Below are 25,100 nucleotides of genomic sequence, written 5' to 3' on the forward strand. Positions count from 1 at the left end.
AAGCCATACATGGGCATGGACGTCATCTCCGTCATCCGCACCAAGCGGGACCGCGGCGAACTCAGCGGCGAGCAGATCGACTGGGTCATCGACGCCTACACGCGCGGCGAGGTGGCCGACGAGCAGATGTCGTCGCTGGCGATGGCGATCCTGCTCAACGGCATGAACCGCGGCGAGATCGCCCGCTGGACGGCCGCGATGATCGCCTCCGGCGAGCGGATGGAGTTCTCGTCCCTGTCCCGTCCCACCGCGGACAAGCACTCCACGGGCGGCGTCGGCGACAAGATCACGCTGCCGCTCGCGCCCCTGGTGGCGGCGTGCGGAGCGGCCGTCCCGCAGCTCTCCGGCCGCGGCCTCGGCCACACCGGAGGCACCCTGGACAAGCTGGAGTCCATCCCGGGCTGGCGCGCGCTGCTCTCCAACGAGGAGATGCTGCACGTCCTGGACACCACCGGCGCGGTGATCTGCGCGGCGGGTGACGGCCTCGCACCCGCCGACAAGAAGCTGTACGCCCTGCGCGATGTCACCGGCACGGTGGAGGCGATCCCGCTCATCGCCTCCTCCATCATGTCCAAGAAGATCGCCGAGGGCACCGGCTCCCTGGTCCTGGACGTCAAGGTGGGCTCGGGCGCCTTCATGAAGACGCTGGACGACGCCCGTGAACTGGCCTCCACCATGGTCGGCCTCGGCACGGACCACGGCGTGAAGACGGTCGCGCTGCTCACCGACATGGCGACCCCGCTCGGCCTCACCGCGGGCAACGCCCTGGAGGTCCGCGAGTCGGTCGAGGTGCTGGCCGGCGGCGGCCCCGCCGACGTGGTCGAGCTGACCCTCGCCCTGGCCCGCGAGATGCTGGCCGCGGCGGGCCTGCCGGACGCCGACCCGGCGAAGGCGCTGGCCGACGGCTCCGCGATGGACGTCTGGCGGCGCATGATCGCGGCCCAGGGCGGCGACCCGGACGCGGCCCTGCCCACGTCGAAGGAGCAGCACGTGGTGAAGGCGGGTGCCTCCGGCGTCCTGACCCGCCTCGACGCCTACGACGTCGGCGTCGCCGCCTGGCGCCTCGGCGCGGGCCGCGCCCGCAAGGAGGACCCGGTGCAGGCCGCCGCGGGCGTCGAGCTGCACGCGAAGCCCGGCGACACGGTCGCGGCCGGCCAGCCGCTCCTCACCCTCCACACCGACACCCCGGACCGCTTCGAGTACGCCCTCGCGGCGATCGAGGGCTCCTACGACGTCGCCCCGGCAGGCGCGGAGTTCACGGCGTCGCCGGTGGTGCTGGAACGTATCGCCTGACCTGCGAATTCCCCATTCGGGTGAACGGGACCGGTAGACCAGTGCCGGTCCCGTTCGGCATGCTGGGATCGGTGACGCATCGATTGGAGACACCGCCATGAGCGCACTCAGTGCCGAGCCGACCCCTGGAGGGGCGGGCTGGGACGAGGTCGTCCGTGTCCTGGAGGAGACGGACGCTCCGGAGGGCAGCAAGGTGGAGATCATTGAAGGGATCGTCACCGTGGCGCCTCCGCCGTCCGAAGCGCACAACGACACCGCCGAACTGCTTCAACTCAGCCTCTACACCGCTGTCCCCGAGGGCTGTGGCATCTACCAGACTTTGGGTCTGGGGGTCCCGGAGACTGCCGGTGTTTTTCAGCCCGATCTGTGCGTGGTGCCCAGAGTGGCGTTGCGGCAGGGCAGGAGAGTGCATGCGAGTGAGGCGGAATTGGTCGTCGAAGTCACCTCGCGCAGCAACGCCAATCACGATCGGATCAAGAAGGTCAGGGGATATGCCCGGGCCGGTGTCCCCCTCTACCTTCTTCTGGACCCCTGGCACAGCGGATGCCCGACGGTCACGCTGTACGGAGTACCTGAGGACGGCACCTATCGCGTCCTGGCGTCGGTGGAGTACGGAGAGAAGTTGACCCTGCCGGACCCCTTTGGCCTGGAGATCGACACCGGCGCCTTCCCCGCAAGCTGAGGCTCGTCAACCCAGCACCGCCGCCACCCCCACCAGCACCGGCACGGACACCACCGTCGACACCAGGATCGCGTCCCGGGCCAGGCGCTCGCCGACCCCGTACGTCGACGCGTACGTGTAGAGGTTCTGCGCGGCGGGCAGTGCCGACGTCACCACCACGTCCAGGAGTTGGGCACCCCGCAGCCCGAACACCCCCGACGCCAGTGCCCAGGCCACCGCGGGCTGGCCCACCGTCTTCAGCGCGACCGCGAGCAGCACCGGCCGCCGTTCCACGCCCCGCAGCGGCATCGTGGAGCCGCACAAGGAGATGCCGAAGGCCAGCAGCACCGCCGGGACGGACATGTTGCCGATCAGGGTCACCGGGTCCATCACCGCGTCCGGCACCCGCAGCCCGGTCGCGGCGACCGCGACACCGGCGAGGGAGCCCAGCGCGATCGGGTTGCGCAGCGGAGTCAGCAGCCGCCGCCAGAGAGGGCCCCGAGCGCCCCCGCCGGACAGGTCCAGGATCGTCACCGCCACCGGTGTCACCAGCACCAGCTGGAACAGCAGCACCGGCGCCACCAGAGAGGCGTCGCCCAGCACGTACACGGCGATCGGGATGCCGAGGTTGCCGGAGTTGACGTAGCCGGAACAGAGCGCGCCGACCGTGGTCCGGCCCACGCCCCAGCCGCGTACGGCGCCCACCGCGACGAAGGCCCCGGCCACCGCCACCGTGGACAGCGCCGTCACCAGGAGCCGGCTGGAGAAGACCACCGACAGGTCGGCCGTCGCGAGGGTGGTGAACAGCAGGGCGGGGGACGCCACGTGGAAGGCCAGCTTGGTCAGCACCTCACGCCCCTGCGGCCCCAGGTGGCCGCGCAGCCCCAGTACATAGCCGACGGCGATGACGACCGCGATGACCGCGAACCCGGTCAGCACCCCCTGCACGGCGACGCCTCCTCGGCGAGGACGGGGACGTCCGGCGGCACGGCGGGGCAGGGCGATGCATGGGGCATACAGCAAACCCTCCGGCGGAGGGCATGCGCAGGTCAATGTGATCTCTGCCCGCGGACACCGATGAGTTCGGGGCGCGTGCCGGGTCTACCGCTCGTGGACGCCGTGACACCCGCCGTGCTCGTGCTGCCGGGGCCCGTCTCCCGAGGGGAGACACCCCGGCTCTGCGACGAGGCGCGCGCGCTGCTGGAAGCCACCCGCGCCGGGGTGGTCGTCTGCGACGTCGGGGGGCTCGGACCGCCGGGGCTGGCGGTCGTGGACCTGCTGGCCCGCCTGGAACTCACCGCCCGGCGGGCGGGGGGCCGGATACGGCTGCGGGACCCCGACCCCGCTCTGCACGCGCTACTGGACCTGGTCGGCCTCCGCTTCGAGACGGAGGGGCAGGTCGAACAGCGGGAACCACCGCTTCGTGTCGAGGAAGCAGTGGAACCCGGTGATCCGGCCGTCTGAGATCTCCAGCACCTGGACCGCCCACGGCGTGTACCCGCCCGCCTCGGGGTCCGGCTTGTAGTGCGCGAAGGCGGGCAGTCCGTTGGCCTCCACCCGCACCAGCCGGGAATCCGCGCAGGCCGCGCCGAGCGTCGTCATGAAGCCGGTGATGTCCTCGGGACCGGCCAGCCAGAGGTCGAACGGCGGCATCGTCATGACCGCGTCCTCGTGCAGCAGCGCCGTCAGCGCCGTCATGTCATAGCCCTCGAAGGCGGCGACGTACCGCTCCAGGAGCTTCTGCTGCTCCTCGTCGAGCGGGTCGGAGACGGCCGCGCCGTCCCCGCGGTCCGCCCGGTCGGCGAGGGTGGCGCGGGCGCGCTGCAGGGCGCTGTTGACCGACGGGACCGAGGTGCCGAGCAGCTCGGCGACCTCGCTCGCCTTCCACGCCAGCACCTCGCGCAGGATCAGCACCGCCCGCTGCTTGGGCGGCAGCTGCTGGAGGGCGGCCATGAAGGCGAGCCGCACGGACTCCTTGGCGACCGCGGCCTCGGCCGGGTCGGCGGTCGAGGGCAGCACGCGGGCGTCGGGCATCGGCTCCAGCCAGGTGTGGTCCGGGCGGGGGGAGAGGGCGGCCTGGGCGAGCGGCGTGGACTCCGTCAGGTCCATCGGGCGGGCCCGCTTGTTGCCCGCGGTCAGCATGTCCAGGCAGACGTTGGTCGCGATCCGGTAGAGCCAGGAGCGGAGACTGGAGCGTCCTTCGAACTTGTCATAGCTGCGCCAGGCGCGGACCAGGGTGTCCTGCACCGCGTCCTCGGCCTCGAAGGAGGAGCCGAGCATCCGGTAGCAGTACCCGGTCAGCTCGGTCCGGTGCTTCTCCAGCGCGGAGTCCAGCTCCGTCGTCATGGTGCCGTTGGTCATCGTCCACCCACCCCTGTGGCCGTCCCGTCGTGCGCGTCTTCGCGCCCCGCACTTCGGAAGCTACCGCAGGGGACTGACAATGGCCTGTGCAGCGAATGAAACCGCAGGTCGAGGCGGTCCCTCCCGTCCGGCCCCGACCTGTTCCGCCCCGGCCCCCGAGACCCTCAGGCGCCCGCCGCGACCGGCCCCGCGCCGCGCCGTGCCGCCACCGAGCCCGTCACCGTGATCGCCACGACGCCCAGGACCGCCAGCAGGCCGATGCCGACCGTGCCGGTCCAGCCGCCCGCGTGGAAGGCGACCGCGCCCACCGTGCTGCCCGCGCTGGAGCCCACGTAGTAGGCGGACTGGTACAGGGCCGAGGCCTGGGCGCGGCCGTGCTGGGCGGTCTTGCCGACCGCCGAGGAGGCCACCGCGTGGCCGGCGAAGAAGCCCGCCGTGATCAGCACCAGGCCCAGCAGGACCAGGGGCAGGGAGGGGGCGAGGGAGAGCAGCAGGCCCGCCGCCGTCGTGCCGCCGCCCAGGTACAGCGCCCCGCGCCGGCCGAGGCGGCCGACCAGGCGGCCCGCCGTCGAGGCCGAGACCGTGCCGACCAGGTAGACCAGGAAGATCGAGCCGATGAGACCCTGCGGGAGGGAGAACGGCGCCTCCGCCAGCCGGTAGCCGATCACCGTGTAGACGCCGCCGAAGACCGTCATGAACAGCGCGCCGATCGCGTACAGGCGCCGCAGCAAAGGGTTGGCGAGGTGGTCGCGGACCGTGCGGACCAGGACGCGCGGGCGCAGCGAGCCCGGCCTGAAGTGCTTCGGCGCCGGGAGCAGCAGCCGGAAGGCGACCGCGCACGCCACCGCCACGACGCCGATCACGCCGACGGCGACCCGCCAGCCCCACTCCTGGGCCACCCAGCCGGTGATCACCCGGCCGCTCATCCCGCCGACGCTGTTGCCCGCGACGAACAGACCGATCGCGGTGACCAGCGCCCGCGGCGTGACCTCCTCCGCGAGGTACGCCGTCGCCGAGGCCGGCAGCCCCGCCAGCGCCGCGCCCTGCACCGCGCGCAGCGCGACCAGCGCCGGCAGCGAGGGGGCGAAGGGGACCAGCAGCCCGACGGTCACCGCGACCGCCAGCGACGCCGTCATGACCGTACGCCGCCCGAAACGCTCCGAGAGCGCGCTCATCGGCAGCACGAACACCGCCAGACCACCGGTCGCGGCGGCCACCGTCCAGCTCGCGTCGCTCGCCGTGACGCCCATGTCGCCGGAGATCAGCGGCAGCAGCGCCTGCGTGGAGTACAGCAGCGCGAAGGTCGCGACGCCCGCGAGGAAGAGGGCGAGGCTCATCCGGCGGTAGCCGGGCCCGCCCGGGGCCATGCGCGCGTCGGAGGTGTCGGGGACGGAGACTGCGGATGCGGCGCCCACGGTGGTGGACGCCCCGGTATCGGCGGGAGTCATACCGTGACCGTACGGAGCCCGTGACTCATCCGTCCAATGCATGGAATGGGCATAATCGTTCCCATGGTGCATCAGCAAAGCTCACAGGCGCGGCTGTCACGGTCCGGTGACACAGAAGACATCGTCGCGCTGCTCGCGCCCCGCCTCGCGCACTTCGCCGGCGTCGCCCGCACCGAGCACGTGACCCGGGCCGCGCAGGAGATGAACGTCCCCCAGTCGACCCTCTCCCGCGCCCTGGTCCGCCTCGAAGCCGACCTGGGCGTCGACCTCTTCGTCCGCCACGGCCGCACCCTCGCGCTGACCGTCGCCGGACGGACCTTCCTCGGCTCCGTCGAACGCGCCCTCGCCGAGGTCGAGCGCGCCGCCGAGGAGGTCCGCGCGGACGCCGACCCGGCCACCGGCAAGGTCGCCTTCGGCTTCCTGCACACCATGGGCGCCGAGACCGTCCCCGGCCTGCTGCACGCCTTCCGCGCCGACCACCCCCGGGTCCGCTTCAGCCTCGTCCAGAACTACGGCGAGGCCATGCTGGAGCGCCTGCGCGCCGGGGAACTCGACCTCTGCCTGACCTCTCCGGTCCCGGACGCCCCCGACCTCGTCGCCCGCCGCCTCGACGAGCAGAAGCTGCGCCTGGTCGTCCCGGCCGACCACACCCTGGCCGCCCGCAGGCGCATCCGCCTCGCCGAGGCGGCCGACGAGAACTTCGTGACCCTGGAGCCCGGCTACGGCCTGCGCCGCATCACCGACGCCCTGTGCGTGGAGGCCGGTTTCCGCCCCAAGGTCGCCTTCGAGGGCGAGGAGGCGGAGACGCTGCGCGGCCTGGTCGCCGCCGGGCTCGGCGTCGCCCTGCTGCCGCCGCCCGCCGTTCCCCGCCCCGGTGTGGTCGAGTTGACGGTCACCGCCCCGCGCGCGGCCCGGGAGATCGGCGTCGCCTGGCTGGCGGGCCGCGCGGACACCCCGCCCGTGGCCGCGTTCAAGAGGTTCCTGCTCTCCAGGAGGGGGAGCCTGCTGCCGTCCTGACCCGGGGCCCGCCCCGTCCGGTCCCTACCGGCGTAAGGACTTGCCGAACCCCACCGCCAGCGGCATCCGCAGCCCCAGCGGCGGCGGCGCGGCCAGCGCGTCCTCCACCGGCCGCGAGAAGGGCTGCCCGAAGAGAACGCCCATCACGAAGTCCTCGGCCAGCGCGGCGACTTCCTCCCGGTACTGACGCAGCCCGTGGCCGTCGGAGTGCACTTCGAACCGGCACACCGCGCGGTTGGCCTTCTTCGCCCGCGAGGCCAGCCGGAACGACAGCTCGGGGTCGCTGCGTTCGTCGTTCGTGCCGTGCACGATCAGCACCTGCCGGCCGGCCAGCTGCTTCACCGGTTCGGGCGGTGCGGCCACGTCCTCCTCCGGCAGCCAAGGGGCGATCGCCAGCACCGAGTTGACGGCCTCGTGCCCCGCCGCACGCAGCGCCGCCCGGCCGCCCATGCCGATACCGGCCAGGCAGACGGGCACGTCGCCGTAGCGCCGTACCGCCTCGTCGGCGGCCCAGTCGGCGTCCCGGGCGAGGTGCGCCTCGGTGCCGTTCCAGCCGCGGTAGCGGTAGTGCACGACGTGCGCGGCCAGCCCCTCGCCCCGCCCCGCCCGCGCCACCCGGCGCCCCAACGCCCGTACGGACGCGGCCGCCAGCAGCGGAGAGGGTCTGCGGCCGGACACCTCGTCGCCGCCGGGGAGCAGCAGCACCACTCCGCTCACCGCCGTCCCCTCCGGGCCGAGCGTCCGCCCCAGCCGGGCCTGTCGGACCGGCGTCGCTTGCTGTGCCATGGCAGAACATTCTCAGAAGACCGGGTGTACGCCACCTGTCCGTGCAATCACCGTTACATATCGACGGAGCTGTACACCGGGGCGCCTCGTTCCCCCCGCATTCACGTCCTCGTGCGTTCGCCCGGCGCTCTACGCGCGTAGGAGTTAGAGTGCGGAAATGACGAGCCAGAACACCGCGAAGAGCGCCGCGGGGAACGCGGCGAAGGCAGGGAAGGCGCCGACTCCGGACCGGATCCGCCGGGCGCCGAAGGTTCTGCTGCACGACCATCTCGACGGCGGGCTGCGTCCCGGTACGGTCGTCGACCTCGCCCGGGAGACCGGGTACGCGGGCCTGCCCGAGACCGACCCCGACCTGCTCGGCACCTGGTTCCGGCAAGCCGCCGGCTCCGGGTCGCTGGAGCGGTACCTGGAGACCTTCTCGCACACCGTCGGCGTCATGCAGACCCGCGACGCCCTGGTCCGGGTCGCCGCCGAGTGCGCCGAGGACCTCGCCGAGGACGGCGTCGTCTACGCCGAGGTGCGGTACGCCCCCGAGCAGCACCTGGAGGGCGGGCTCACCCTGGAAGAGGTCGTCGAGGCCGTCAACGAGGGCTTCCGGGAGGGCGAGCGGCGCGCCCGGGAGAACGGCCACCGCATCCGCGTCGGCGCCCTGCTCACCGCGATGCGGCACGCCGCCCGCTCCCTGGAGATCGCCGAACTCGCCAACCGCTACCGCGACCTGGGCGTCGTCGGATTCGACATCGCCGGCGCCGAGGCCGGCTACCCGCCCACCCGGCACCTGGACGCCTTCGAGTACCTCAAGCGCGAGAACAACCACTTCACCATCCACGCCGGCGAGGCCTTCGGGCTGCCGTCCATCTGGCAGGCCCTCCAGTGGTGCGGCGCCGACCGGCTCGGGCACGGGGTGCGCATCATCGACGACATCCAGGTGCACGAGGACGGCACGGTCAAGCTCGGACGGCTCGCCTCCTACGTCCGCGACAAGCGGATCCCCCTGGAGCTGTGCCCCAGCTCCAACCTCCAGACCGGCGCCGCGGACTCCTACGCCGGACACCCCATCGGACTGCTGCGCCGGCTGCACTTCCGCGCCACCGTCAACACCGACAACCGGCTGATGTCCCACACCAGTATGAGCCGGGAATTCGAGCACCTGGTCGACGCCTTCGGTTACACGCTCGACGACATGCAGTGGTTCTCCGTCAATGCGATGAAATCAGCGTTCATTCCTTTCGATGAACGACTGGCCATGATCAATGACGTCATCAAACCCGGATATGCCGAGCTGAAGTCCGAATGGCTGTTCCAGCAGACCGCTTCGACCAGCGACTCTTCGGAGGGCGAGGGCTGAACGGGACCGCACGGTAATACGGGACAGCGGACCGGCGTTCACAATCCGTCCGCATTTCGATGTTTGCCGCGCGGGGCGGGGCGTGTTTACGGTCGAGCACCGCTCACATCCCCGTCACCCCAATACGAGGACGCATTTCATGAAGCAGTCTGCTGTCAGGACCCTCGGTGTCGCCGCACTCGGTGCCGCCTTCGCCGCCGCCGGTGCCGGCGCGGCCGCCGCGGCCCCCGAGCTCCCCAACACCGCGCAGACGGTGGACTCCGTCGCCCGCACCCTCCCCGCGGAGACCGTCTCCCAGGTGGCACCCGGCGCGGGCAACGTGCTGGAACAGGGCCGTCGCCTCTCCGGCACCGGCCTGACCGCCGCACAGCCGGTCGCCGAGCAGGTGCTCGCCGAGCAGCTCGCGGAGGGCCCGACCGAGCCGGTCGCCAAGAGCCTCGGCGGTGTCCCGGTGCAGGGACTGCCCACCAAGGGCCTGCCGGTCAACGGCATCCCGCTCGGCGGCTGAGTCCCGCCCTCCCCGCACGCGCCGACGGGGCGCACCCGGCGACACCGGGTGCGCCCCGTCGGCGTACCAGAGGGGAGGTGCGGGCATCACCAGGCCGTGCGCGCCGCCTTCTCCTCGGAGGGGAGCAGCAGCCACAGGGCCAGGTACAGCAGGAACTGCGGGCCGGGCAGCAGGCAGGAGACCACGAAGATCACCCGCATCGTGGTGGTGGAGGTGCCGAAGCGCCGGGCCAGCGCGGCGCACACTCCGCCGATCATGCGGCCGTGGGTGGGGCGGGCGAGGCGGGACATCGCGGCTCCTTCGTGAGCGTGTGGGCGGGGCTGCCGTTCGGCTTCCCCTTCATCTGCCCTCCACGCTACGGAGACGAACGGAACATAGCGTCGCTCTACGGGGCGATCCCGACCCTGGGAATCGTCGGGGTCCGACCCTGAGCGGGCTCCTCCCGGGGAACGCCCTCCCGCCCCTCCCGCCGGTACCTGCGGCGGAGCCGGGCGCGGCCCGCCGGGACGACGGCCAGATGCACGAGGGCCACGCCCGCCGTGTTCAGCAGCAGCGAGTCGACGTCGACCACCTGCCCGGGCACCCCGGTCTGCAGCAGCTCGATGCCCAGCGACAGCAGGATGGCCGCGGCCGTGGTGCGCAGGAGGGAGGCCAGCGGCGAACCGGTCAGCCGCCCCCCGGCCATCGGCAGCAGTACGCCGAGCGGCGCCAGCAGCGCGAGCGCCCCGCCGAGCGAGCGGGCCGCCCCGGGCCAGCCCAGGGCCACGTCGGCGCGGATCCCGTCGAACGGACGCAGGTTGGGCGGCAGTACCCAGGGGACGTCCAGCGGGCGCAGCGTGTACCAGGCGACGAACGCGAGATGTGCGACCAGGAGAACACTTCCTGTCACACGGATGCGGAGCGCGGCGCTGCCGCCGAGGAACCCATGACGCTGCACGTCCCCCTAGACGCGGCCTCCGCCACGCGCGGTTCCGGTCTCTCCCGCGCGAGGATGAGGCTTGCGCCACACGGCCCCCACGCGGGGTGGTCAGCCGTCCTCGGCCTCGGTGGCCGGCGGCTCGTTGCTGCCCGGCCGGGCCCGCACCTCGTCCGTGCAGGCGTAGCGGCGGGCGGGCCCGTCGCCGGGCCCGGCCAGGACGACCGAGCCGTCCCCCTCGGCCGCCGCCGAGTCGGAGAACGTGCAGACGACCTGGGCGAGGGCGTACGAGGTCAGGTCGTCGGGCGCGGTGCTCAGCCGCAGCGTGTCGTCGGGGTCACCGGAGCGCGGCCCGGTCACGGCGATCCCGCGGCGGACGTCCGTCGTGTACCCGGCCTCCTTCTCGGCGGGCGACGGCGACGCCGCGAGCCGGTCGAGCAGCCCCTGCGCCACCAGCACCCGCCGCCCCGAGTCGGACGCCCCGTCCGGCACCCGCACCGTGCGGTCCACCGCCACCAGCGACGAGCCGCACAGCAGGAACACCTGGGCCGGCACGCCGGCCGCGTCCTGCTCCGACACGTCCGTCTCGGCGAGCGGGCAGCGCACCCGCGACGGCGCCGGACCGTAGTCCGTGGGCACCTCCGTGGCGCGGATGCCGCACCCGGCGAGCAGTGCGGTCAGCGCGGCCAGCACCGCGAGCCCGGGCCGTGCCGGCAGGCGGCGTACGGTCATCAGACCTGTCCCTTCGCGTCCTTGCCCCTGCTCCCGTCGTCCGGGACGCCCCCGCTGCTGCCGCCGCCGTCGCCGTCGGCGTCCTCGTCCGTGGGCGGCGACGGGTCCTGCGGCAGCCGCAGGACGAACACCGCACCCCCCTCGGGCGAGTTCTCGGCGGTGATCCCACCGCCGTGGATGTGCGCGTTCTCCACGGCGATCGACAGGCCGAGGCCGCTGCCCTCGGAGCGCGGCCGGGAGGCGCTCGCCTTGTAGAAGCGGTCGAAGACGTGCGGCAGGACGTCCTCGGGGATGCCGGGTCCGTGGTCGCGCACCCGGATGACGATCTCGTCGTCCGCCCGCGCCACCGACACCCTGACCGGCGAACCGCCGTGCTTGAGCGCGTTGCCGATCAGGTTGGCCAGGATCACGTCGAGCCGGCGCGGGTCGAGGCGGGCGTGGATGCCGCGCTCGGCGTCCAGGTCTACGGCGTCCAGCCAGGCCCGGGCGTCGATGCAGGCGGTGATCTGGTCGGCGACGTCGACGTCGTCCAGGACCAGCCGGGCGGTTCCCGCGTCGAAGCGGGTGACCTCCATCAGGTTCTCCACCAGGTCGTTGAGCCGCCGGGTCTCGCTCACCACCAGCCTGACCGCGGGCTCGACCATCGGGTCAAAACTCCCGCCCTCGCCCTCGAACTCCAGCTCCTCCTCCAGCACCTCCGTCACGGCGGTGAGCGCCGTCAGCGGCGTACGCAGCTCGTGGCTCATGTCCGCGACGAAGCGGCGGGAGGCCTGCTCGCGGCCCGCCATGTCCGCGACCCGCTTCTCCAGGTTCTCGGCGGCGCTGTTGAACGTCCGTGACAGATCGGCCAGTTCGTCGGTGCCGGACACCCGCAGCCGGGTGTCCAGCCTGCCCTCGCCCAGGCGCCGCGCCGCGACCCCCAGCCGGTGCACGGGCTTGAGCACGGTCGTCGCCAGGGCCTGCGCGAGCAGCGCGGAGCCGAGCAGGGCGAGCGCGGTGGCGATCCCCAGCGACCAGGCCAGCGAGTTCAGGTCCTTGGCCTCCGGTTCCAGCGACTTGAGCATGTAGCCGGTCGGCCCGCCGCCGATCACCTTCGTGCCGGCCACCAGGTACGGGGTGTCGTCATCGGTGATCCGCTGCCAGTACAGGTGGTACGGGTGCTTGTTGGCGGAGGTGAGCTTCTGCTCCTTGTTCACCGCGGTGCGCAGCGACTCGGGCACGTCGGCCAGCGCGAAGCCGTCCAGGCCGCCGGAACTGCCGTACACGGTGTCCCCGTCGGCGTTCTCGGCGACCAGCAGCACGCCGAACCGCTGGCTGCTGTTGGCCATCTGCCCGGCGGTGTGCTGCAACTCGTCCTGCGTGGGGTGCTCGGAGAGCGCGCCCGCCCGGTTCTGCATCTCCTGCTCGAAGTCGCGCAGCACGGCGTCCTGGGTGCGGGTGAGCACCGCCTCCCGGTTCAGCCAGTAGGCGATGCCGGAGGCGGACACGGCGGCGGTCAGCGCGACCAGTCCGAAGACGAGGACCAGCCGCAGCCGCAGGCTGGTGAAGCGCAGCCAGGACCAGACTCCCTTGCGAGCCGCGGTCCAGCCGCGTGAACCCCCCTGGTGTTCCTCCGTCACTGAGGCGGATCCAGCCGGTAGCCGACACCCCGCACGGTACGGATCAGGGTCGGCGACGACGGTACGTCCTCGACCTTGGCGCGCAGCCGCTGCACGCAGGCGTCCACCAGCCGGGAGTCGCCGAGGTAGTCGTGCTCCCACACCAGCCGCAGCAACTGCTGACGGGAGAGCGCCTGCCCCGGCCGCCGGCTCAGCTCCAGGAGCAGCCGCAGCTCGGTCGGCGTCAGCTGGAGGTCCTCGCCGTTCTTCGTCACGGTCATCGCCGAACGGTCGATGACCAGGCTGCCGAAGCTCGCCGAATCACTGGACTCCCGTTCCCCGCGCCGGAGCACGGCCCGGATCCGGGCGTCAAGGACCCGGCCCTGGACCGGTTTGACGACGTAGTCGTCGGCGCCCGACTCGAGACCCACGACCACGTCGATGTCGTCGTTGCGCGCGGTCAGCAGGATGATCGGCAGCTGGTCGGTGCGCCGGATGCGACGGCACACCTCGAAGCCGTCGATGCCGGGCAGCATCACGTCCAGCACGATCAGGTCCGGCCGCTGCTCGCGCAGCAGCTTCAGACCGTCCTCACCGCTGGCAGCCGTGGCCACCCGGTGACCCTGGCGGCTCAGGGAGAGCTCCAGGGCCGTGCGGATGGCGTCGTCGTCCTCGATCAGCAACAGGGAAGGCACGGGCTCATTCTGGCCCATGGAGGGGCCGGTGTTCGACCTGTGGGGTGCGGAAGCGGCCCCGGGGCGCCGCCGGACCCTGTGAAGGACCGGTGATCCAGCCGTGACGGACCCCTGTGACAGGTCTGTGACAGTCGACGGACACGGCCATGAAGTCGCCCCGGCAGGCTTTTGGTCAGCACAGTGAGCCGAACACCGGAAGTCCACGACGGGGGGCGCGAGATGAACACGCTGAAGGGCACCACCAGCGCAGTGGTCACGCGTCTGCACGACGTGCACGGACACCGGGGTTCCGAGAAGGCCGGTGCCGTGAGCGGGCGGGGGTGCGCTCGCGGCACCGGGCGTCAGCACACCGCGTACATGGCGGTGGTCGACGCCCGCCAGGGGGAGACGCACGGGGGAACCGCGTACGGGGAGGCAGAGGGGGAGCGCCGCTCCCTGTCGGAGGCGGAGTTCACCGCCTACGTCCAGGAGCGCCGCGCCTCCCTGTACGCCACCGCCTACCACCTGACCGGCGACCGCTTCGAGGCCGAGGACCTGCTGCAGAGCGCGCTGTTCTCGACCTACCGGGCGTGGGACCGGATCACCGACAAGGCGGCGGTCGGCGGCTACCTCCGCCGCACCATGACCAACCTGCACATCAGCGCCTGGCGGCGCCGCAAGCTCAACGAGTACCCGACCGAGGAACTGCCGGAGACGCCCGGCGACATCGACGCGATGCGCGGCACCGAGCTGCGCACGGTCCTGTGGCAGGCGCTCGCCCGGCTGCCCGAACTCCAGCGCACCATGCTGGTCCTGCGCTACTACGAGGGCCGCACGGACCCGGAGATCGCGGACATCCTCGACATCAGTGTCGGCACGGTGAAGTCCAGCATCTGGCGCTCGCTGCGCCGGCTGCGCGAGGACGAGGTCCTCAGCTTCGGCCGTGACCGGGAGGACGCCTTCGGCGAACTCGTCGCCTGAAGGCAGGGGGGCCGGGGGGCCCGTCGAAAAAAGTGGGAGCCGGGGTGTATCAGGGGGAGGATGCCGGGCTCTTACTCACGGGGAGGCACCACGGGGGACACGGGGGCCTCCCCAGGGGGGACACGGGGGAACGGAAACACGGGGGTCACGGGGGATACGGGGGACCCACGGGGGAGCGGAAAGAGAGCGGGACTGGAGGGCCGGGGGGTCCGTCCAGTCCCGCTCTTTCCGTCTGTACGGACGCGCTGTCCGGACGCGCTGTGCGGACGCGCTGTGCGGACCCGCGCGTGCGCCGGAGGCGTCAGGCGGCCGTACGCGCCGTCGCGCACCGTCCGGCCGCGGCGTCCGCCAGCCGCCCCATCGCCTCGTCGCGGTCGCACGCGTACGCGCCCAGCGCCGTCTGCCGGGCGATGACCGACCGCTCCTGCCGCATCAGCCGCCAGCCCCTGCGCAGCAGGAATGGCACGGACTTGCGCCCCTCGCGCAGATCCCGCACGAAGCGGCGGCGGAAGGTGGTCACCGGCCCGCGGCTCAGGCACAGGGCGTCGGCCAGCACGCCCAGTTCCCGGCAGCGCGTCACCAGCTCGGCGGCGAAGATGCCCTCCGCGAGGAACAGCGGCGTCCGCCCGATGTCGACCGCCTCCGCGCCGGTGCGGGCGCTCAGCGAGAGGTCGTAGACCGGCACCCGGGTACGGCCCGTGCGGCACAGCTCCGCGATGGCCGCGACGGCCGCGTCCGCGTCCCACGACCCGGGATGGTCCCAGTCGATGTCGGAGCTCTGGGGCACCGTCGGCAGCGTCGGGTCGGTCCCCTCCTTGTAGAAGTCGTCGAGGCGCAGCACCGGGAGACCGGAGCGGGCCGCGAGGAGGGACTTGCCGGAGCCGGAGGGGCCGCAGAGCAGCACGACTCGGGTCGGTATGGGCGGATGGGAGGTCACGGGAGACCAGTCTGAGGCATCCCCCGGCCGACGTACGACCCCGCGGGTGGACTTTGCAGTGCGCGTCACATCTCGGTTGCGTTGTGCGGTGACCTGATCGCGGTCTGCGCTGTTATCAGGGCAGTCCGTAGCAATCCACACCAAGAGGTGGCACCAGGCATGGCCCGACACGCGTCCCCCCGCCCCCCGCACGCACAGCGCGCTCTGATCGCCCTCGCGACCGCCGGGGCCGCCCTGGCGGCAGGAGCGGCGACGGCTTCCGCGGACAGCGGTGAGACGATCGCCGGCCTGGCCCACACCCGCCCCACCTCGCTGGGCAACATCGACCCGCAGGCCGGGGCCGAGGCCCTGACCGGAACCGTCGGTCACGTCACCGGGCCGGTCTCCGGCCTCAAGCCCAACCCGCTGGCCGGTACCGGCATCGACCCGCTGGACAACGGCGTCGGCACGAAGGTCGCCGACTTCCAGCCGCTGACCTCGACGGCGCTGACCGGCCCCGTCGCCCAGGCCGAGTCGCTGGGCGCCGTGCCGGTGCTGGGGCAGGCGACGTCACTGCTGGGCTGACTCGCCCGCACGCGAAGAGCCGCGCCCACCCCGGACGGAGGGAGGGCGCGGCTCGCTCTCGGTGCGCGCGGTGCCGCGGCTGACTCAGTACGACGACCCGGACGCGCCCAGCGCGCCCGTCGGGTGCCAGACCGTCTTCGTCTCCAGGAACGCCGTCATGCGGTCGGTGGCCGGGGCCGCGGACCAGTCCGCGTTGTCCACAGCCTGTGGACGCAGGACGCGCTTGAGGTTGTCCGCCGCCGCGATCTCCAGCTCCTTCGCCAGCGCCTCGTCGGCGCCCGCGAGGTCGATCGCGTTGACGTCCTGGTGGGCGGCGAGCGGGGCGGCGATCTCCGCCGTACGGCCGGAGAGGACGTTGACCACGCCGCCGGGGAGGTCGGAGGTGGCCAGCACCTCGCCGAGGGAGAGGGCGGGGAGCGGGGACTTCTCGCTCGCGACCACGACCGCGGTGTTGCCCGTCGCGATGACCGGGGCGACGACCGAGACCAGGCCCAGGAAGGACGACTCCTGCGGGGCCAGGACGGCGACGACGCCGGTCGGCTCCGGCGAGGACAGGTTGAAGAACGGGCCCGCGACCGGGTTGCCGCCGCCCGTCACCTGGGCGATCTTGTCGGTCCAGCCCGCGTACCAGACCCAGCGGTCGATCGCCGCGTCCACCTGCGCCGCCGCCTTCGACTTCGACAGGGCCTCGGCGCCGGCGACCTCCGCGACGTACTGCTCGCGGCGGCCCTCCAGCATCTCGGCGACGCGGTAGAGGATCTGGCCGCGGTTGTACGCCGTCGCGCCGGACCAGCCGCCGAACGCCTTGCGCGCGGCGACCACCGCGTCACGGGCGTCCTTGCGGGAGGAGAGCGGGGCGTTCGCCAGCCACTTGCCCTTTGCGTCGGTCACCTCGTACACCCGGCCGCTCTCGGAACGCGGGAACTTCCCGCCGACGTACAGCTTGTAGGTCTTCAGCACGCTGAGACGCTGCTCGGACTTCTCAGACATCGAGGTACGCCTCCAGGCCGTGGCGGCCGCCCTCGCGGCCGAAGCCCGACTCCTTGTAGCCGCCGAACGGCGACGTCGGGTCGAACTTGTTGAACGTGTTGGACCAGATCACGCCCGCGCGGAGCTTGTTCGCGACCGCCAGGATGCGCGAGCCCTTCTCCGTCCAGATGCCCGCGGACAGGCCGTACGGCGTGTTGTTGGCCTTGGCGACCGCCTCGTCCGGGGTGCGGAACGTGAGGACGGACAGGACCGGGCCGAAGATCTCGTCGCGGGCGACGGTGTGCGCCTGGGTGACGTTGGTGAAGAGCGTCGGCGCGAACCAGTAGCCGGAGGACGGCAGCTCGCAGGCCGGGGACCAGCGCTCGGCGCCCTCCGCCTCGCCCTGGTCGGCCAGCGCGGTGATACGGGCCAGCTGCTCGGCGGAATTGATCGCGCCGATGTCGGTGTTCTTGTCCAGCGGGTCGCCCAGGCGCAGGGTGGCCAGGCGGCGCTTGAGGGAGTCGAGCAGCTCGTCGTGGATCGACTCCTGGACCAGCAGGCGGGAACCCGCGCAGCAGACCTGGCCCTGGTTGAAGAAGATGCCGCTCACGATGCCCTCGACGGCCTGGTCGATCGGGGCGTCGTCGAAGACGATGTTGGCGCCCTTGCCGCCCAGTTCGAGAGTGAGCTTCTTGCGGGTGCCCGCGACCGTGCGCGCGATCTCCTTGCCGACGGCCGTGGAGCCGGTGAAGGCGACCTTGTTCACGTCCGGGTGGGCGGTCAGCGCGGCGCCGGCGCGGCCGTCACCGGTGACGATGTTGACGACGCCCTTGGGCAGGCCCGCCTGACGGCAGATGTCCGCGAAGAACAGGGCGGAGAGCGGGGTCGTCTCGGCGGGCTTGAGGACGACCGTGTTGCCGGTCGCCAGGGCCGGGGCGATCTTCCACGCCAGCATCAGGAGCGGGAAGTTCCAGGGGATGACCTGGCCCGCGACGCCCAGCGGGCGCGGGTTCGCGCCGTAGCCGGCGTGGTCGAGCTTGTCGGCCCAGCCCGCGTAGTAGAAGAAGTGCGCCGCGACCAGGGGGAGGTCCGCGTCGCGCGTCTCCCTGATCGGCTTGCCGTTGTCCAGGGTCTCCAGGACGGCCAGCTCGCGGCTGCGCTCCTGGATGATCCGGGCGATGCGGAAGAGGTACTTCGCGCGCTCGGCGCCGGGGAGCGCCGACCACTTCTCGAAGGCCCTGCGGGCGGCCTTGACGGCCCGGTCCACGTCCGCCTCGCCGGCCTCGGCGACCTCGGAGAGGACCTCCTCGGTGGACGGGGAGACGGTCTTGAAGACCTTGCCGTCGGCCGCCTCGGTGAACTCGCCGTCGATGAACAGGCCGTAGGACGGAGCGATGTCGACGACCGCGCGCGACTCCGGCGCCGGTGCGTACTCGAAAACAGGTGCCATGGTGATCAGTCCACCGTCACGTAGTCGGGGCCGGAGTAGCGGCCGGTGGCCAGCTTCTGGCGCTGCATCAGCAGGTCGTTCAGCAGTGAGGAGGCGCCGAAGCGGAACCAGTGGTTGTCCAGCCAGTCCTCGCCCGCGGTCTCGTTGACCAGGACCAGGAACTTGATCGCGTCCTTGGCGGTGCGGATGCCGCCGGCCGGCTTCACGCCGACCTGGACGCCGGTCTGCGCGCGGAAGTCGCGGACCGCCTCCAGCATCAGGAGGGTGTTGGAGGGCGTGGCGTTGACCGCGACCTTGCCGGTCGAGGTCTTGATGAAGTCCGCCCCGGCCAGCATGCCGAGCCAGCTGGCGCGCCGGATGTTGTCGTACGTCGACAGCTCGCCGGTCTCGAAGATGACCTTGAGGCGGGCGGACGTCCCGCAGGCCTCCCGTACGGCGGTGATCTCGTCGTACACCTTCATGTAGTGCCCCGCGAGGAACGCCCCGCGGTCGATGACCATGTCGACCTCGTCCGCGCCCGCGGCCACGGCCTCGCGCACGTCGGCCAGCTTGACGGCCAGCGAGGCCCGGCCCGCCGGGAACGCGGTGGCGACCGAGGCGACCTTCACGTCCGACCCGGCGACGGCCGCCTTCGCGGCGGGCACCATGTCGGGATAGACGCAGACGGCCGCCGTGGCGGGGGCCGTGCGGTCGGTCGGGTCGGGGCGGACCGCCTTCGCGCCGAGCGCCCGGACCTTGCCCGGGGTGTCCGCGCCTTCCAGCGTCGTCAGGTCGACCATCGAGATGGCGAGGTCGAGGGCGTACGCCTTCGCGGTGGTCTTGATGGAACGGGTGCCGAGCGAGGCGGCGCGCGCCTCCAGGCCGACCGTGTCGACGCCGGGCAGTCCGTGGAGGAAGCGGCGCAGCGTGCTGTCGGACGCGGTGACGTCGGCGAGTCCGTGTGCGGATGCCGCGGGTGCGGCGGATGCGGCGGGTGCAGTGGTGGGCATGGTCACCAGGCGAGCATATCTACGCGCGTAGCGGCTGTACAGCCCCGGGCGCTCATTCGTCCTGACGGCATCGCCCATGAGCGTCCCGGCGGACGTCGGCGAGAACCGGTCGTGCACAATCGGCAGCATGACGACCCCGGAGCCCCAGTCCCCCTCGCCGCAGCCGCCGGTGCCCGCGTCCAAGGACCGCGTCTACCGCTCGCCCGCGGGCATCGCCGGTGGCGTGCTGCTGCTCGCGCTCGCCCTGTGGCTCGGTATCGACGCCGTCGTCGCGGGCGAGGGGCGCACCCCGTGGACGGCTGCCGCGGCCCTGCTCTTCCTGGTGCCGCTGATCGCCGCCTACACGGTGCGGCCCGCCGTGTTCGCCGGCGAAGACCGGATGCGGGTGCGCAATCCCTTCCGCGTGATCGTGCTGCCCTGGGCGCAGGTCGGGTCGTTCCGTTCCGCCTACTCCAACGAGGTCTTCAGCGAGGCCGGCGACAAGTACCAGCTGTGGGCCCTTCCGGTCTCGCTGCGCGGGCGCAAGAAGGCGGCGCGGCAGGAGTCCCGGCGGGCCGCCGGGGGTGGCCGGGGGCGCGGCGGTCTGTTCGGGGGCGGCCGGGGGGCCGGTTCCGGCGGGGCCGTGGACGAGGGGCCGGTCCGCGCCGAGGCCGACAAGGTCATGGACGAGCTGCGGGAGCTGTGGGAGGCGCGGAAGGACGCCGACACCTCGCGGGGTGAGGTGGCCGTGCGGTGGGCCTGGGAGGTCGTGGTGCCGGTGGTGGTGGGGGCTGTGGGGCTGGCGGTGTTGCTGGGGACGCAGTGACGGGGCCTACGGCCGGGGGTGGTGATGGTGCCGCTCGCGGAGGCCGTCACCGGAGGCCGTCACCGAGCTTGGCCGGGAGTGCCGCCGTGGGGGTGACCGGGGGGCCGGGGGTGCCGCTGTGGGCACCCCCGGGTGTGGTCAGATGCCCGCCGCTGCCGAGAGGTCGCGCTTGAGCGTCGTCAGCAGGTCCGTCGCCTTCGCGCGGGCCGCGGGGAGGTCGGCGTGCGCGCCGACCGGGACGACCACCTCCAGGTAGCACTTCAGCTTCGGTTCCGTGCCGCTGGGGCGGACGATGACGCGTGCGCCGTCCAGGGTGTAGCGCAGGCCGTCCGTGGGCGGGAGCGTGGCCGTGCCCCGGGTGAGGTCCTCGGCGTCCGTGACCGGCAGGCCCGCGAGGTGGGTCGGGGGCTGCTCGCGCAGCCGGTCCATCGCGGCCGAGATGAGGGACAGGTCCTCCACGCGGACCGAGAGCTGGTCGGTGGCGTGCAGGCCGTGGTCCACGGCCAGGTCGTCGAGGAGGTCCAGGAGGGTGCGGCCGTCCTCCTTGAGGGTGGAGGCCAGCTCCGTGATCAGGAGCGCGGCGGTGATGCCGTCCTTGTCGCGGACGCCCTCCGGGTCCACGCAGTAGCCGAGGGCCTCCTCGTAGCCGTAGCGGATGCCGTCGACGCGCGCGATCCACTTGAAGCCGGTGAGGGTCTCGACGTGCGGGCGGTCCGCCTTCTCGGCGATGCGGCCGAGGAGGGACGACGACACGATCGACTCCGCGAACGTGCCCTGCGCTCCGCGGGTGACCAGGTGGGCGGCGAGGAGGGCACCGACCTCGTCGCCGCGGAGCATGCGCCAGTCGTCCGTGGCGTCCCGTACCGCCACCGCGAGGCGGTCGGCGTCCGGGTCATTGGCGATGATCAGGTCGGGGGTCGTCTCGCGGGCCCTCGCGAAGGCGAGGTCCATCGCGCCGGGCTCCTCCGGGTTGGGGAAGGCGACGGTGGGGAAGTCCGGGTCGGGGTCCGCCTGCTCGGTGACGAGGGCGGGGGTGGGGAAGCCGGCCCGGGCGAAGGCGGCGAGGAGGGTGTCCTTGCCGACGCCGTGCATCGCGGTGTAGACCGTGCGGGCCGTGCGGGGGGAGCCGGGGGAGAGGACCGCGTCCGTGCGGGCGAGGTAGGCGTCGAGGACGTCGTCGCCGAGGGTCTGCCAGCCGGTGGTGGGGCGGGGGACGTCGTGCAGGGAGGCTACGGCGTCGATCTCCGCGGCGATGCCGGCGTCCGCGGGGGGAACGATCTGGGAGCCGTCGCCCAGGTACACCTTGTAGCCGTTGTCGCGGGGCGGGTTGTGGCTGGCCGTGACCTCCACGCCGGCGACCGCGCCGAGGTGGCGGATGGCGAAGGCGAGCACGGGGGTGGGGAGGGGGCGGGGGAGCACGGCCGCCCTGAGGCCGGCGCCGGTCATGACCGCGGCGGTGTCGCGGGCGAAGTCCTCGGACTTGTGGCGGGCGTCGTAGCCGATGACCACCAGGCCGTCGGTCCGGCCCTCGTTCTTGAGGTACGCGGCGAGGCCGGCCGCGGCGCGGATGACCACGGAGCGGTTCATGCGCATCGGGCCGGCGCCGAGTTCGCCGCGCAGGCCGGCGGTGCCGAACTGGAGGGTGCCGGAGAAGCGTGCGGTGAGCTCTGCGTGGTCCTCGGCGTCGATGAGCTTGGCGAGTTCGGCGCGGGTGTCCGCGTCGGGGTCCTCGGCCAGCCATGCCTTGGCCCGTGCGAGGAGGTCGTCTTGCACGTCGGTCAGCCTCTCGTGTGTCGGTTGTCTGCGGGGTGCCTGCGGCGGCCTGTGCGGGTGGGTGGGGGTGCGCGTAGCGCGGTGCGGTGTGTTGTGGGTTGGGGTCGCGCCGGGGGGTGTCCGTCCTCGGAACGGCGCGGAATCGGTGCCTCAAGATGCGTGGTTCGTTGACGCGCCAACCGCTGCGGGCGGACACCCCCCGACACGCCCCCTTCGCGCCGTACGCGGCTCTCCGCCGTCTCCCCACCCCAGCTGCGGGCGGTCGTGCCGCTGGGGCGATGGGGGAGGGTGGGCGCGGCGGCACCCGGCAAGCGCCGGGTCGCGTCGCCCACCTCCCGAGCCTGCACCCACGCCGGGTGCCGAGGTAACGGCGTCGGGCTAGAGACGGCCCAAGACCTGCGTCAGCAGTTCGCCCATCCGGGTGGCCGAGTCGCGGCCCGCCTGGAGGACCTCCTCGTGGTTGAGGGGCTCGCCCGTCATGCCCGCGGCGAGGTTGGTGACCAGGGAGATGCCCAGGACCTCCGCGCCGGCCTCGCGGGCGGCGATCGCCTCCAGGACCGTCGACATGCCCACCAGGTCGGCACCGATGACGCGGGCCATGCGGATCTCGGCCGGGGTCTCGTAGTGCGGGCCGGGGAACTGGGCGTAGACGCCCTCCTCCAGCGTGGGGTCGACCTCCTTGCACAGCGCGCGCAGGCGCGGCGAGTAGAGGTCCGTCAGGTCGACGAAGTTCGCGCCGATGATGGGGGAGGTGGCGGTGAGGTTGATGTGGTCGCTGATCAGGACCGGCTGGCCGGGGCGCATGCCCTCGCGCAGGCCGCCGCAGCCGTTGGTCAGGATGATCGTCTTGGCGCCGGCCGCCACCGCGGTGCGGACGCCGTGGGAGACGGCGGCGACGCCGTGGCCCTCGTAGTAGTGGGTGCGGCCCAGGAAGACCAGTGCGCGCTTGTCGCCGATCGAGTACGAGCGGATCCTGCCGCCGTGACCCTCCACCGCGGGCTTGGGGAAGCCCGGCAGGTCGGTGACCTGGAGATCGGCCTCGGGGGCGCCCAGGGCGTCCACGGCCGGTGCCCAGCCGGAGCCCATCACGAGGGCGACGTCGTGGGTCTCGGCGCCGGTGAGTTCGCGCAGGCGGGCCGCGGCGGCGTCGGCGGCAGCCCCCGGGTCAACTGGGGTGGCGCCCTGGATGTCGTCCGGAAGAAGAGATGCGTTCACGCCGACGAGGGTAGCCGGTTTACGCCTACGCGCGTAGATGACAGAGGTCACGGGATGGAGATTGTTGGGTTGGAGGATCTGACAGGGATGGGGTCAGCAGGGGCGTTTGCGGAGTTCCATCACGTAGTCGTGGGGGGCGCCCGCTGATTCGGCCGCGTCCGCCACCTCGCCCAGGTAGCGGGCGGAGGGCAGGCCGCCCTCGTAGGCGTTCAGGACGTACGTCCAGGCCTTCTCCTCGCCCTCCAGGGTGTGGACGCGCACCCGGGTGCGGCGGTAGATGTCCAGACCCACGCCCTCCCAGCGGTCGAGCGAGTCCTCGTCCATCGGGGCGACGTCGTAGAGCGCCACGAAGACCTGCGAGATCGGGTCCTCGACCAGGGTCGCCAGCGCGCCCTCCCAGCCCATGTGCTCGCCCCCGAAGGTCAGTCGCCACCCGTTCAGCCAGCCGGTCGCGCGCAGCGGCGAGTGCGGGGCGCGGCGGGTCATGAGCCGCGCGTCGAGGTTGCCGGCATAAGCGGCGTAGAGCGACATGGGGGAAGGGTACGACAGGCGCCACGCGCATCACGTTCGTAACGGTGGTGCCCCCGGGCAGCCGCCCGTTGAAGGGTGCGGGACAATGGAGTACGTGACTCGGATCGTGATCATTGGCGGCGGACCCGGCGGATACGAAGCGGCGCTGGTGGCCGCGCAACTCGGTGCGGAGGTGACCGTCGTCGACTGCGACGGTCTGGGCGGGGCGTCGGTGCTGACCGACTGCGTGCCGTCCAAGACCCTCATCGCCACGGCCGAGGTGATGACCACCTTCGATTCCTCTTATGAGGAACTGGGGATCATCGTCGCCGACGACACGCCGCCCATGGAGCAGGCCGCCCGGGTCGTGGGCGTCGACCTCGGGAAGGTCAACCGACGGGTCAAGCGGCTCGCGCTCGCCCAGTCGCACGACATCACCGCCTCCGTGACGCGGGCCGGCGCCCGGGTCATGCGCGGGCGCGGGCGGCTGGAGGGGATGCAGGGGCTCGACGGGTCACGGAAGGTCGTGGTGCGCGCCGCCGACGGGAGCGAGGAGACGCTCACCGCCGACGCCGTGCTGATCGCCACCGGCGGGCACCCGCGCGAGCTGCCGGACGCCCGGCCCGACGGGGAGCGCATCCTGAACTGGACCCAGGTCTACGACCTGGACGAGCTGCCGGAAGAGCTGATCGTGGTCGGGTCCGGTGTGACCGGTGCCGAGTTCGCCGGTGCCTACCAGGCGCTCGGGTCGCGGGTCACCCTCGTGTCGTCGCGGGACCGGGTGCTGCCCGGTGAGGACCCCGACGCCGCCGCCGTGCTGGAGGACGTCTTCCGGCGGCGCGGCATGAACGTCATGTCGCGGTCCCGGGCCCAGTCCGCCAAACGGGTGGGCGACCGGGTCGAGGTCACGCTCGCCGACGGACGGGTCATCACCGGGTCGCACTGCCTGGTGGCCGTCGGCGCCATCCCCAACACCGACGGGATGGGTCTCGAGGAGGCCGGGGTCAAGCTCAAGGACTCCGGGCACATCCGCACCGACCGCGTGTCGCGGACCTCGGCTCCCGGTGTGTACGCCGCCGGTGACGTCACCGGCGTCTTCGCCCTGGCCTCGGTGGCGGCGATGCAGGGGCGCATCGCCATGTACCACTTCCTCGGGGACGCGGTCACTCCGCTGAACCTCAAGACCGTCTCCGCCAACGTCTTCACCGACCCCGAGATCGCCACCGTCGGCTACTCCCAGGCCGACGTCGACGGCGGCAAGATCGACGCCCGCGTGGTGAAGCTGCCGCTGCTGCGCAACCCGCGCGCCAAGATGCAGGGCATCCGGGACGGCTTCGTCAAGATCTTCTGCCGGCCCGGCACCGAGATCGTGGTGGGCGGTGTCGTCGTGGCGCCGCGTGCCTCGGAGCTGATCCACCCCATCTCCCTCGCCGTCGACAACAACCTGACGGTCGAGCAGATCGCCAACGCCTTCACCGTGTACCCGTCGCTCTCCGGCTCGATCGCGGAGGTCGCCCGGCAGCTGCACACGCGGAAGGCGGGCGGCGAGGGCTAGCGACGCAGGG

Annotated in this window: 26 protein-coding genes; 10 read left to right on the forward strand and 16 right to left on the reverse strand. The window is 72.5% G+C overall.

What is annotated here, in order from left to right; all coding sequences use genetic code 11:
* Positions 1-9: 9 nt before the first annotated feature.
* Both ACFW01_RS08150 and ACFW01_RS08155 read left to right on the forward strand, forming a co-directional pair.
* Positions 10-1,293 (forward strand): thymidine phosphorylase, encoded by a 1,284-nt coding sequence (locus ACFW01_RS08150; RefSeq protein ID WP_384502648.1) that lies wholly within the window; start codon positions 10-12, stop codon positions 1,291-1,293.
* A gap of 97 nt (positions 1,294-1,390) precedes the next feature.
* On the forward strand, positions 1,391-1,975 hold the full coding sequence (locus tag ACFW01_RS08155; protein ID WP_234955162.1) for a Uma2 family endonuclease: 585 nt from the start codon (positions 1,391-1,393) through the stop codon (positions 1,973-1,975).
* Between the two features lie 6 nt (positions 1,976-1,981).
* On the opposite strand, the gene ACFW01_RS08160 is transcribed toward ACFW01_RS08155, so the two are convergent.
* A complete protein-coding gene (locus ACFW01_RS08160) occupies positions 1,982-2,902 on the reverse strand; it encodes an AEC family transporter (protein ID WP_384502649.1) in 921 nt (306 codons plus the stop codon).
* Between the two features lie 129 nt (positions 2,903-3,031).
* Here ACFW01_RS08160 and ACFW01_RS08165 point away from each other — a divergent pair, with 129 nt between their 5' ends.
* Positions 3,032-3,418, forward strand: coding sequence for an STAS domain-containing protein (locus ACFW01_RS08165; RefSeq protein WP_384502650.1), 387 nt, complete (start codon positions 3,032-3,034; stop codon positions 3,416-3,418).
* On the opposite strand, the gene ACFW01_RS08170 is transcribed toward ACFW01_RS08165, so the two are convergent.
* On the reverse strand, positions 3,311-4,315 hold the full coding sequence (locus ACFW01_RS08170; protein WP_234955159.1) for a sigma-70 family RNA polymerase sigma factor: 1,005 nt from the start codon (positions 4,313-4,315) through the stop codon (positions 3,311-3,313). The genes ACFW01_RS08165 and ACFW01_RS08170 overlap by 108 nt on opposite strands.
* Positions 4,316-4,479: 164 nt before the next feature.
* Positions 4,480-5,763, reverse strand: a complete 1,284-nt coding sequence (locus ACFW01_RS08175; protein ID WP_234955158.1) for an MFS transporter — start codon at positions 5,761-5,763, stop codon at positions 4,480-4,482.
* Between the two features lie 63 nt (positions 5,764-5,826).
* Here ACFW01_RS08175 and ACFW01_RS08180 point away from each other — a divergent pair, with 63 nt between their 5' ends.
* Positions 5,827-6,780, forward strand: coding sequence for a LysR family transcriptional regulator (locus ACFW01_RS08180; RefSeq protein ID WP_234955157.1), 954 nt, complete (start codon positions 5,827-5,829; stop codon positions 6,778-6,780).
* Between the two features lie 24 nt (positions 6,781-6,804).
* Here ACFW01_RS08180 and ACFW01_RS08185 read toward each other — a convergent pair whose 3' ends face one another.
* Complete coding sequence (locus tag ACFW01_RS08185) at positions 6,805-7,566, reverse strand: alpha/beta fold hydrolase (RefSeq protein WP_234955156.1); 762 nt, start codon at positions 7,564-7,566, stop codon at positions 6,805-6,807.
* Positions 7,567-7,723: 157 nt separating this feature from the next.
* Between ACFW01_RS08185 and ACFW01_RS08190 the strand changes: the two genes are divergently transcribed.
* A complete protein-coding gene (locus ACFW01_RS08190) occupies positions 7,724-8,914 on the forward strand; it encodes an adenosine deaminase (RefSeq protein WP_384502651.1) in 1,191 nt (396 codons plus the stop codon).
* Between the two features lie 139 nt (positions 8,915-9,053).
* Complete coding sequence (locus ACFW01_RS08195; RefSeq protein ID WP_384502652.1) at positions 9,054-9,422, forward strand: ATP-binding protein; 369 nt, start codon at positions 9,054-9,056, stop codon at positions 9,420-9,422.
* 86 nt (positions 9,423-9,508) lie between these two features.
* Here ACFW01_RS08195 and ACFW01_RS08200 read toward each other — a convergent pair whose 3' ends face one another.
* The 5 genes from ACFW01_RS08200 to afsQ1 all read right to left on the reverse strand — a co-directional run bounded on the left by ACFW01_RS08200 (position 9,509) and on the right by afsQ1 (position 13,363).
* Positions 9,509-9,712: a PspC domain-containing protein gene (locus tag ACFW01_RS08200; protein WP_064729508.1), complete on the reverse strand. Its 204-nt coding sequence runs from the start codon at positions 9,710-9,712 to the stop codon at positions 9,509-9,511.
* Positions 9,713-9,807: 95 nt separating this feature from the next.
* Positions 9,808-10,359: a VanZ family protein gene (locus tag ACFW01_RS08205; RefSeq protein WP_384502653.1), complete on the reverse strand. Its 552-nt coding sequence runs from the start codon at positions 10,357-10,359 to the stop codon at positions 9,808-9,810.
* Positions 10,360-10,449: 90 nt separating this feature from the next.
* Entirely contained in the window at positions 10,450-11,070 is a 621-nt protein-coding gene (locus ACFW01_RS08210; RefSeq protein ID WP_234955151.1) for a hypothetical protein, read from the reverse strand.
* A complete protein-coding gene (locus ACFW01_RS08215; RefSeq protein ID WP_384502654.1) occupies positions 11,070-12,689 on the reverse strand; it encodes an ATP-binding protein in 1,620 nt (539 codons plus the stop codon). The genes ACFW01_RS08210 and ACFW01_RS08215 overlap by 1 nt, the downstream gene beginning before the upstream one ends.
* Positions 12,686-13,363 carry a two-component system response regulator AfsQ1 gene (gene afsQ1 / locus ACFW01_RS08220; RefSeq protein WP_234955147.1) on the reverse strand — a complete coding sequence of 226 codons (678 nt, stop codon included), beginning with the start codon at positions 13,361-13,363 and terminating at the stop codon, positions 12,686-12,688. Before afsQ1 ends, ACFW01_RS08215 begins: the two co-directional genes overlap by 4 nt.
* A 219-nt stretch (positions 13,364-13,582) precedes the next feature.
* On the opposite strand from afsQ1, the gene ACFW01_RS08225 reads away from it, so the two are divergent.
* Positions 13,583-14,323, forward strand: coding sequence for a SigE family RNA polymerase sigma factor (locus tag ACFW01_RS08225; protein WP_384502655.1), 741 nt, complete (start codon positions 13,583-13,585; stop codon positions 14,321-14,323).
* 301 nt (positions 14,324-14,624) lie between these two features.
* Here the strand turns inward: ACFW01_RS08225 and ACFW01_RS08230 are convergent, their stop codons facing one another.
* Positions 14,625-15,260, reverse strand: coding sequence for a uridine kinase (locus tag ACFW01_RS08230; protein WP_234955143.1), 636 nt, complete (start codon positions 15,258-15,260; stop codon positions 14,625-14,627).
* Positions 15,261-15,419: 159 nt separating this feature from the next.
* Between ACFW01_RS08230 and ACFW01_RS08235 the strand changes: the two genes are divergently transcribed.
* A complete protein-coding gene (locus ACFW01_RS08235) occupies positions 15,420-15,824 on the forward strand; it encodes a hypothetical protein (RefSeq protein WP_384502656.1) in 405 nt (134 codons plus the stop codon).
* 84 nt (positions 15,825-15,908) lie between these two features.
* Here the strand turns inward: ACFW01_RS08235 and ACFW01_RS08240 are convergent, their stop codons facing one another.
* Genes ACFW01_RS08240 through deoC form a run of 3 tightly spaced genes read right to left on the reverse strand, consistent with a single transcriptional unit; the run spans position 15,909 to position 19,232 of the window.
* A complete protein-coding gene (locus tag ACFW01_RS08240; RefSeq protein ID WP_384502657.1) occupies positions 15,909-16,814 on the reverse strand; it encodes an aldehyde dehydrogenase family protein in 906 nt (301 codons plus the stop codon).
* Positions 16,807-18,243: an aldehyde dehydrogenase family protein gene (locus ACFW01_RS08245; protein ID WP_384502658.1), complete on the reverse strand. Its 1,437-nt coding sequence runs from the start codon at positions 18,241-18,243 to the stop codon at positions 16,807-16,809. Before ACFW01_RS08245 ends, ACFW01_RS08240 begins: the two co-directional genes overlap by 8 nt.
* 5 nt (positions 18,244-18,248) lie before the next feature.
* Positions 18,249-19,232 (reverse strand): deoxyribose-phosphate aldolase, encoded by a 984-nt coding sequence (gene deoC / locus ACFW01_RS08250; RefSeq protein WP_234955136.1) that lies wholly within the window; start codon positions 19,230-19,232, stop codon positions 18,249-18,251.
* Between the two features lie 127 nt (positions 19,233-19,359).
* On the opposite strand from deoC, the gene ACFW01_RS08255 reads away from it, so the two are divergent.
* On the forward strand, positions 19,360-20,037 hold the full coding sequence (locus ACFW01_RS08255; RefSeq protein ID WP_384502659.1) for a PH domain-containing protein: 678 nt from the start codon (positions 19,360-19,362) through the stop codon (positions 20,035-20,037).
* A 138-nt stretch (positions 20,038-20,175) separates the two neighbouring features.
* Here the strand turns inward: ACFW01_RS08255 and ACFW01_RS08260 are convergent, their stop codons facing one another.
* The 3 genes from ACFW01_RS08260 to ACFW01_RS08270 all read right to left on the reverse strand — a co-directional run bounded on the left by ACFW01_RS08260 (position 20,176) and on the right by ACFW01_RS08270 (position 23,556).
* Positions 20,176-21,810 (reverse strand): phospho-sugar mutase, encoded by a 1,635-nt coding sequence (locus tag ACFW01_RS08260; protein ID WP_234955132.1) that lies wholly within the window; start codon positions 21,808-21,810, stop codon positions 20,176-20,178.
* A 378-nt stretch (positions 21,811-22,188) separates the two neighbouring features.
* Positions 22,189-23,025, reverse strand: a complete 837-nt coding sequence (locus tag ACFW01_RS08265; RefSeq protein ID WP_234955130.1) for a purine-nucleoside phosphorylase — start codon at positions 23,023-23,025, stop codon at positions 22,189-22,191.
* A gap of 93 nt (positions 23,026-23,118) precedes the next feature.
* Positions 23,119-23,556, reverse strand: a complete 438-nt coding sequence (locus ACFW01_RS08270) for a gamma-glutamylcyclotransferase (RefSeq protein ID WP_125495169.1) — start codon at positions 23,554-23,556, stop codon at positions 23,119-23,121.
* Between the two features lie 85 nt (positions 23,557-23,641).
* On the opposite strand from ACFW01_RS08270, the gene ACFW01_RS08275 reads away from it, so the two are divergent.
* Positions 23,642-25,090: an NAD(P)H-quinone dehydrogenase gene (locus tag ACFW01_RS08275; protein ID WP_234955128.1), complete on the forward strand. Its 1,449-nt coding sequence runs from the start codon at positions 23,642-23,644 to the stop codon at positions 25,088-25,090.
* Positions 25,091-25,100 lie beyond the last annotated feature (10 nt).

It is taken from the genome of Streptomyces sp. NPDC058985 (genome assembly GCF_042740985.1).
GTDB lineage: Bacteria > Actinomycetota > Actinomycetes > Streptomycetales > Streptomycetaceae > Streptomyces.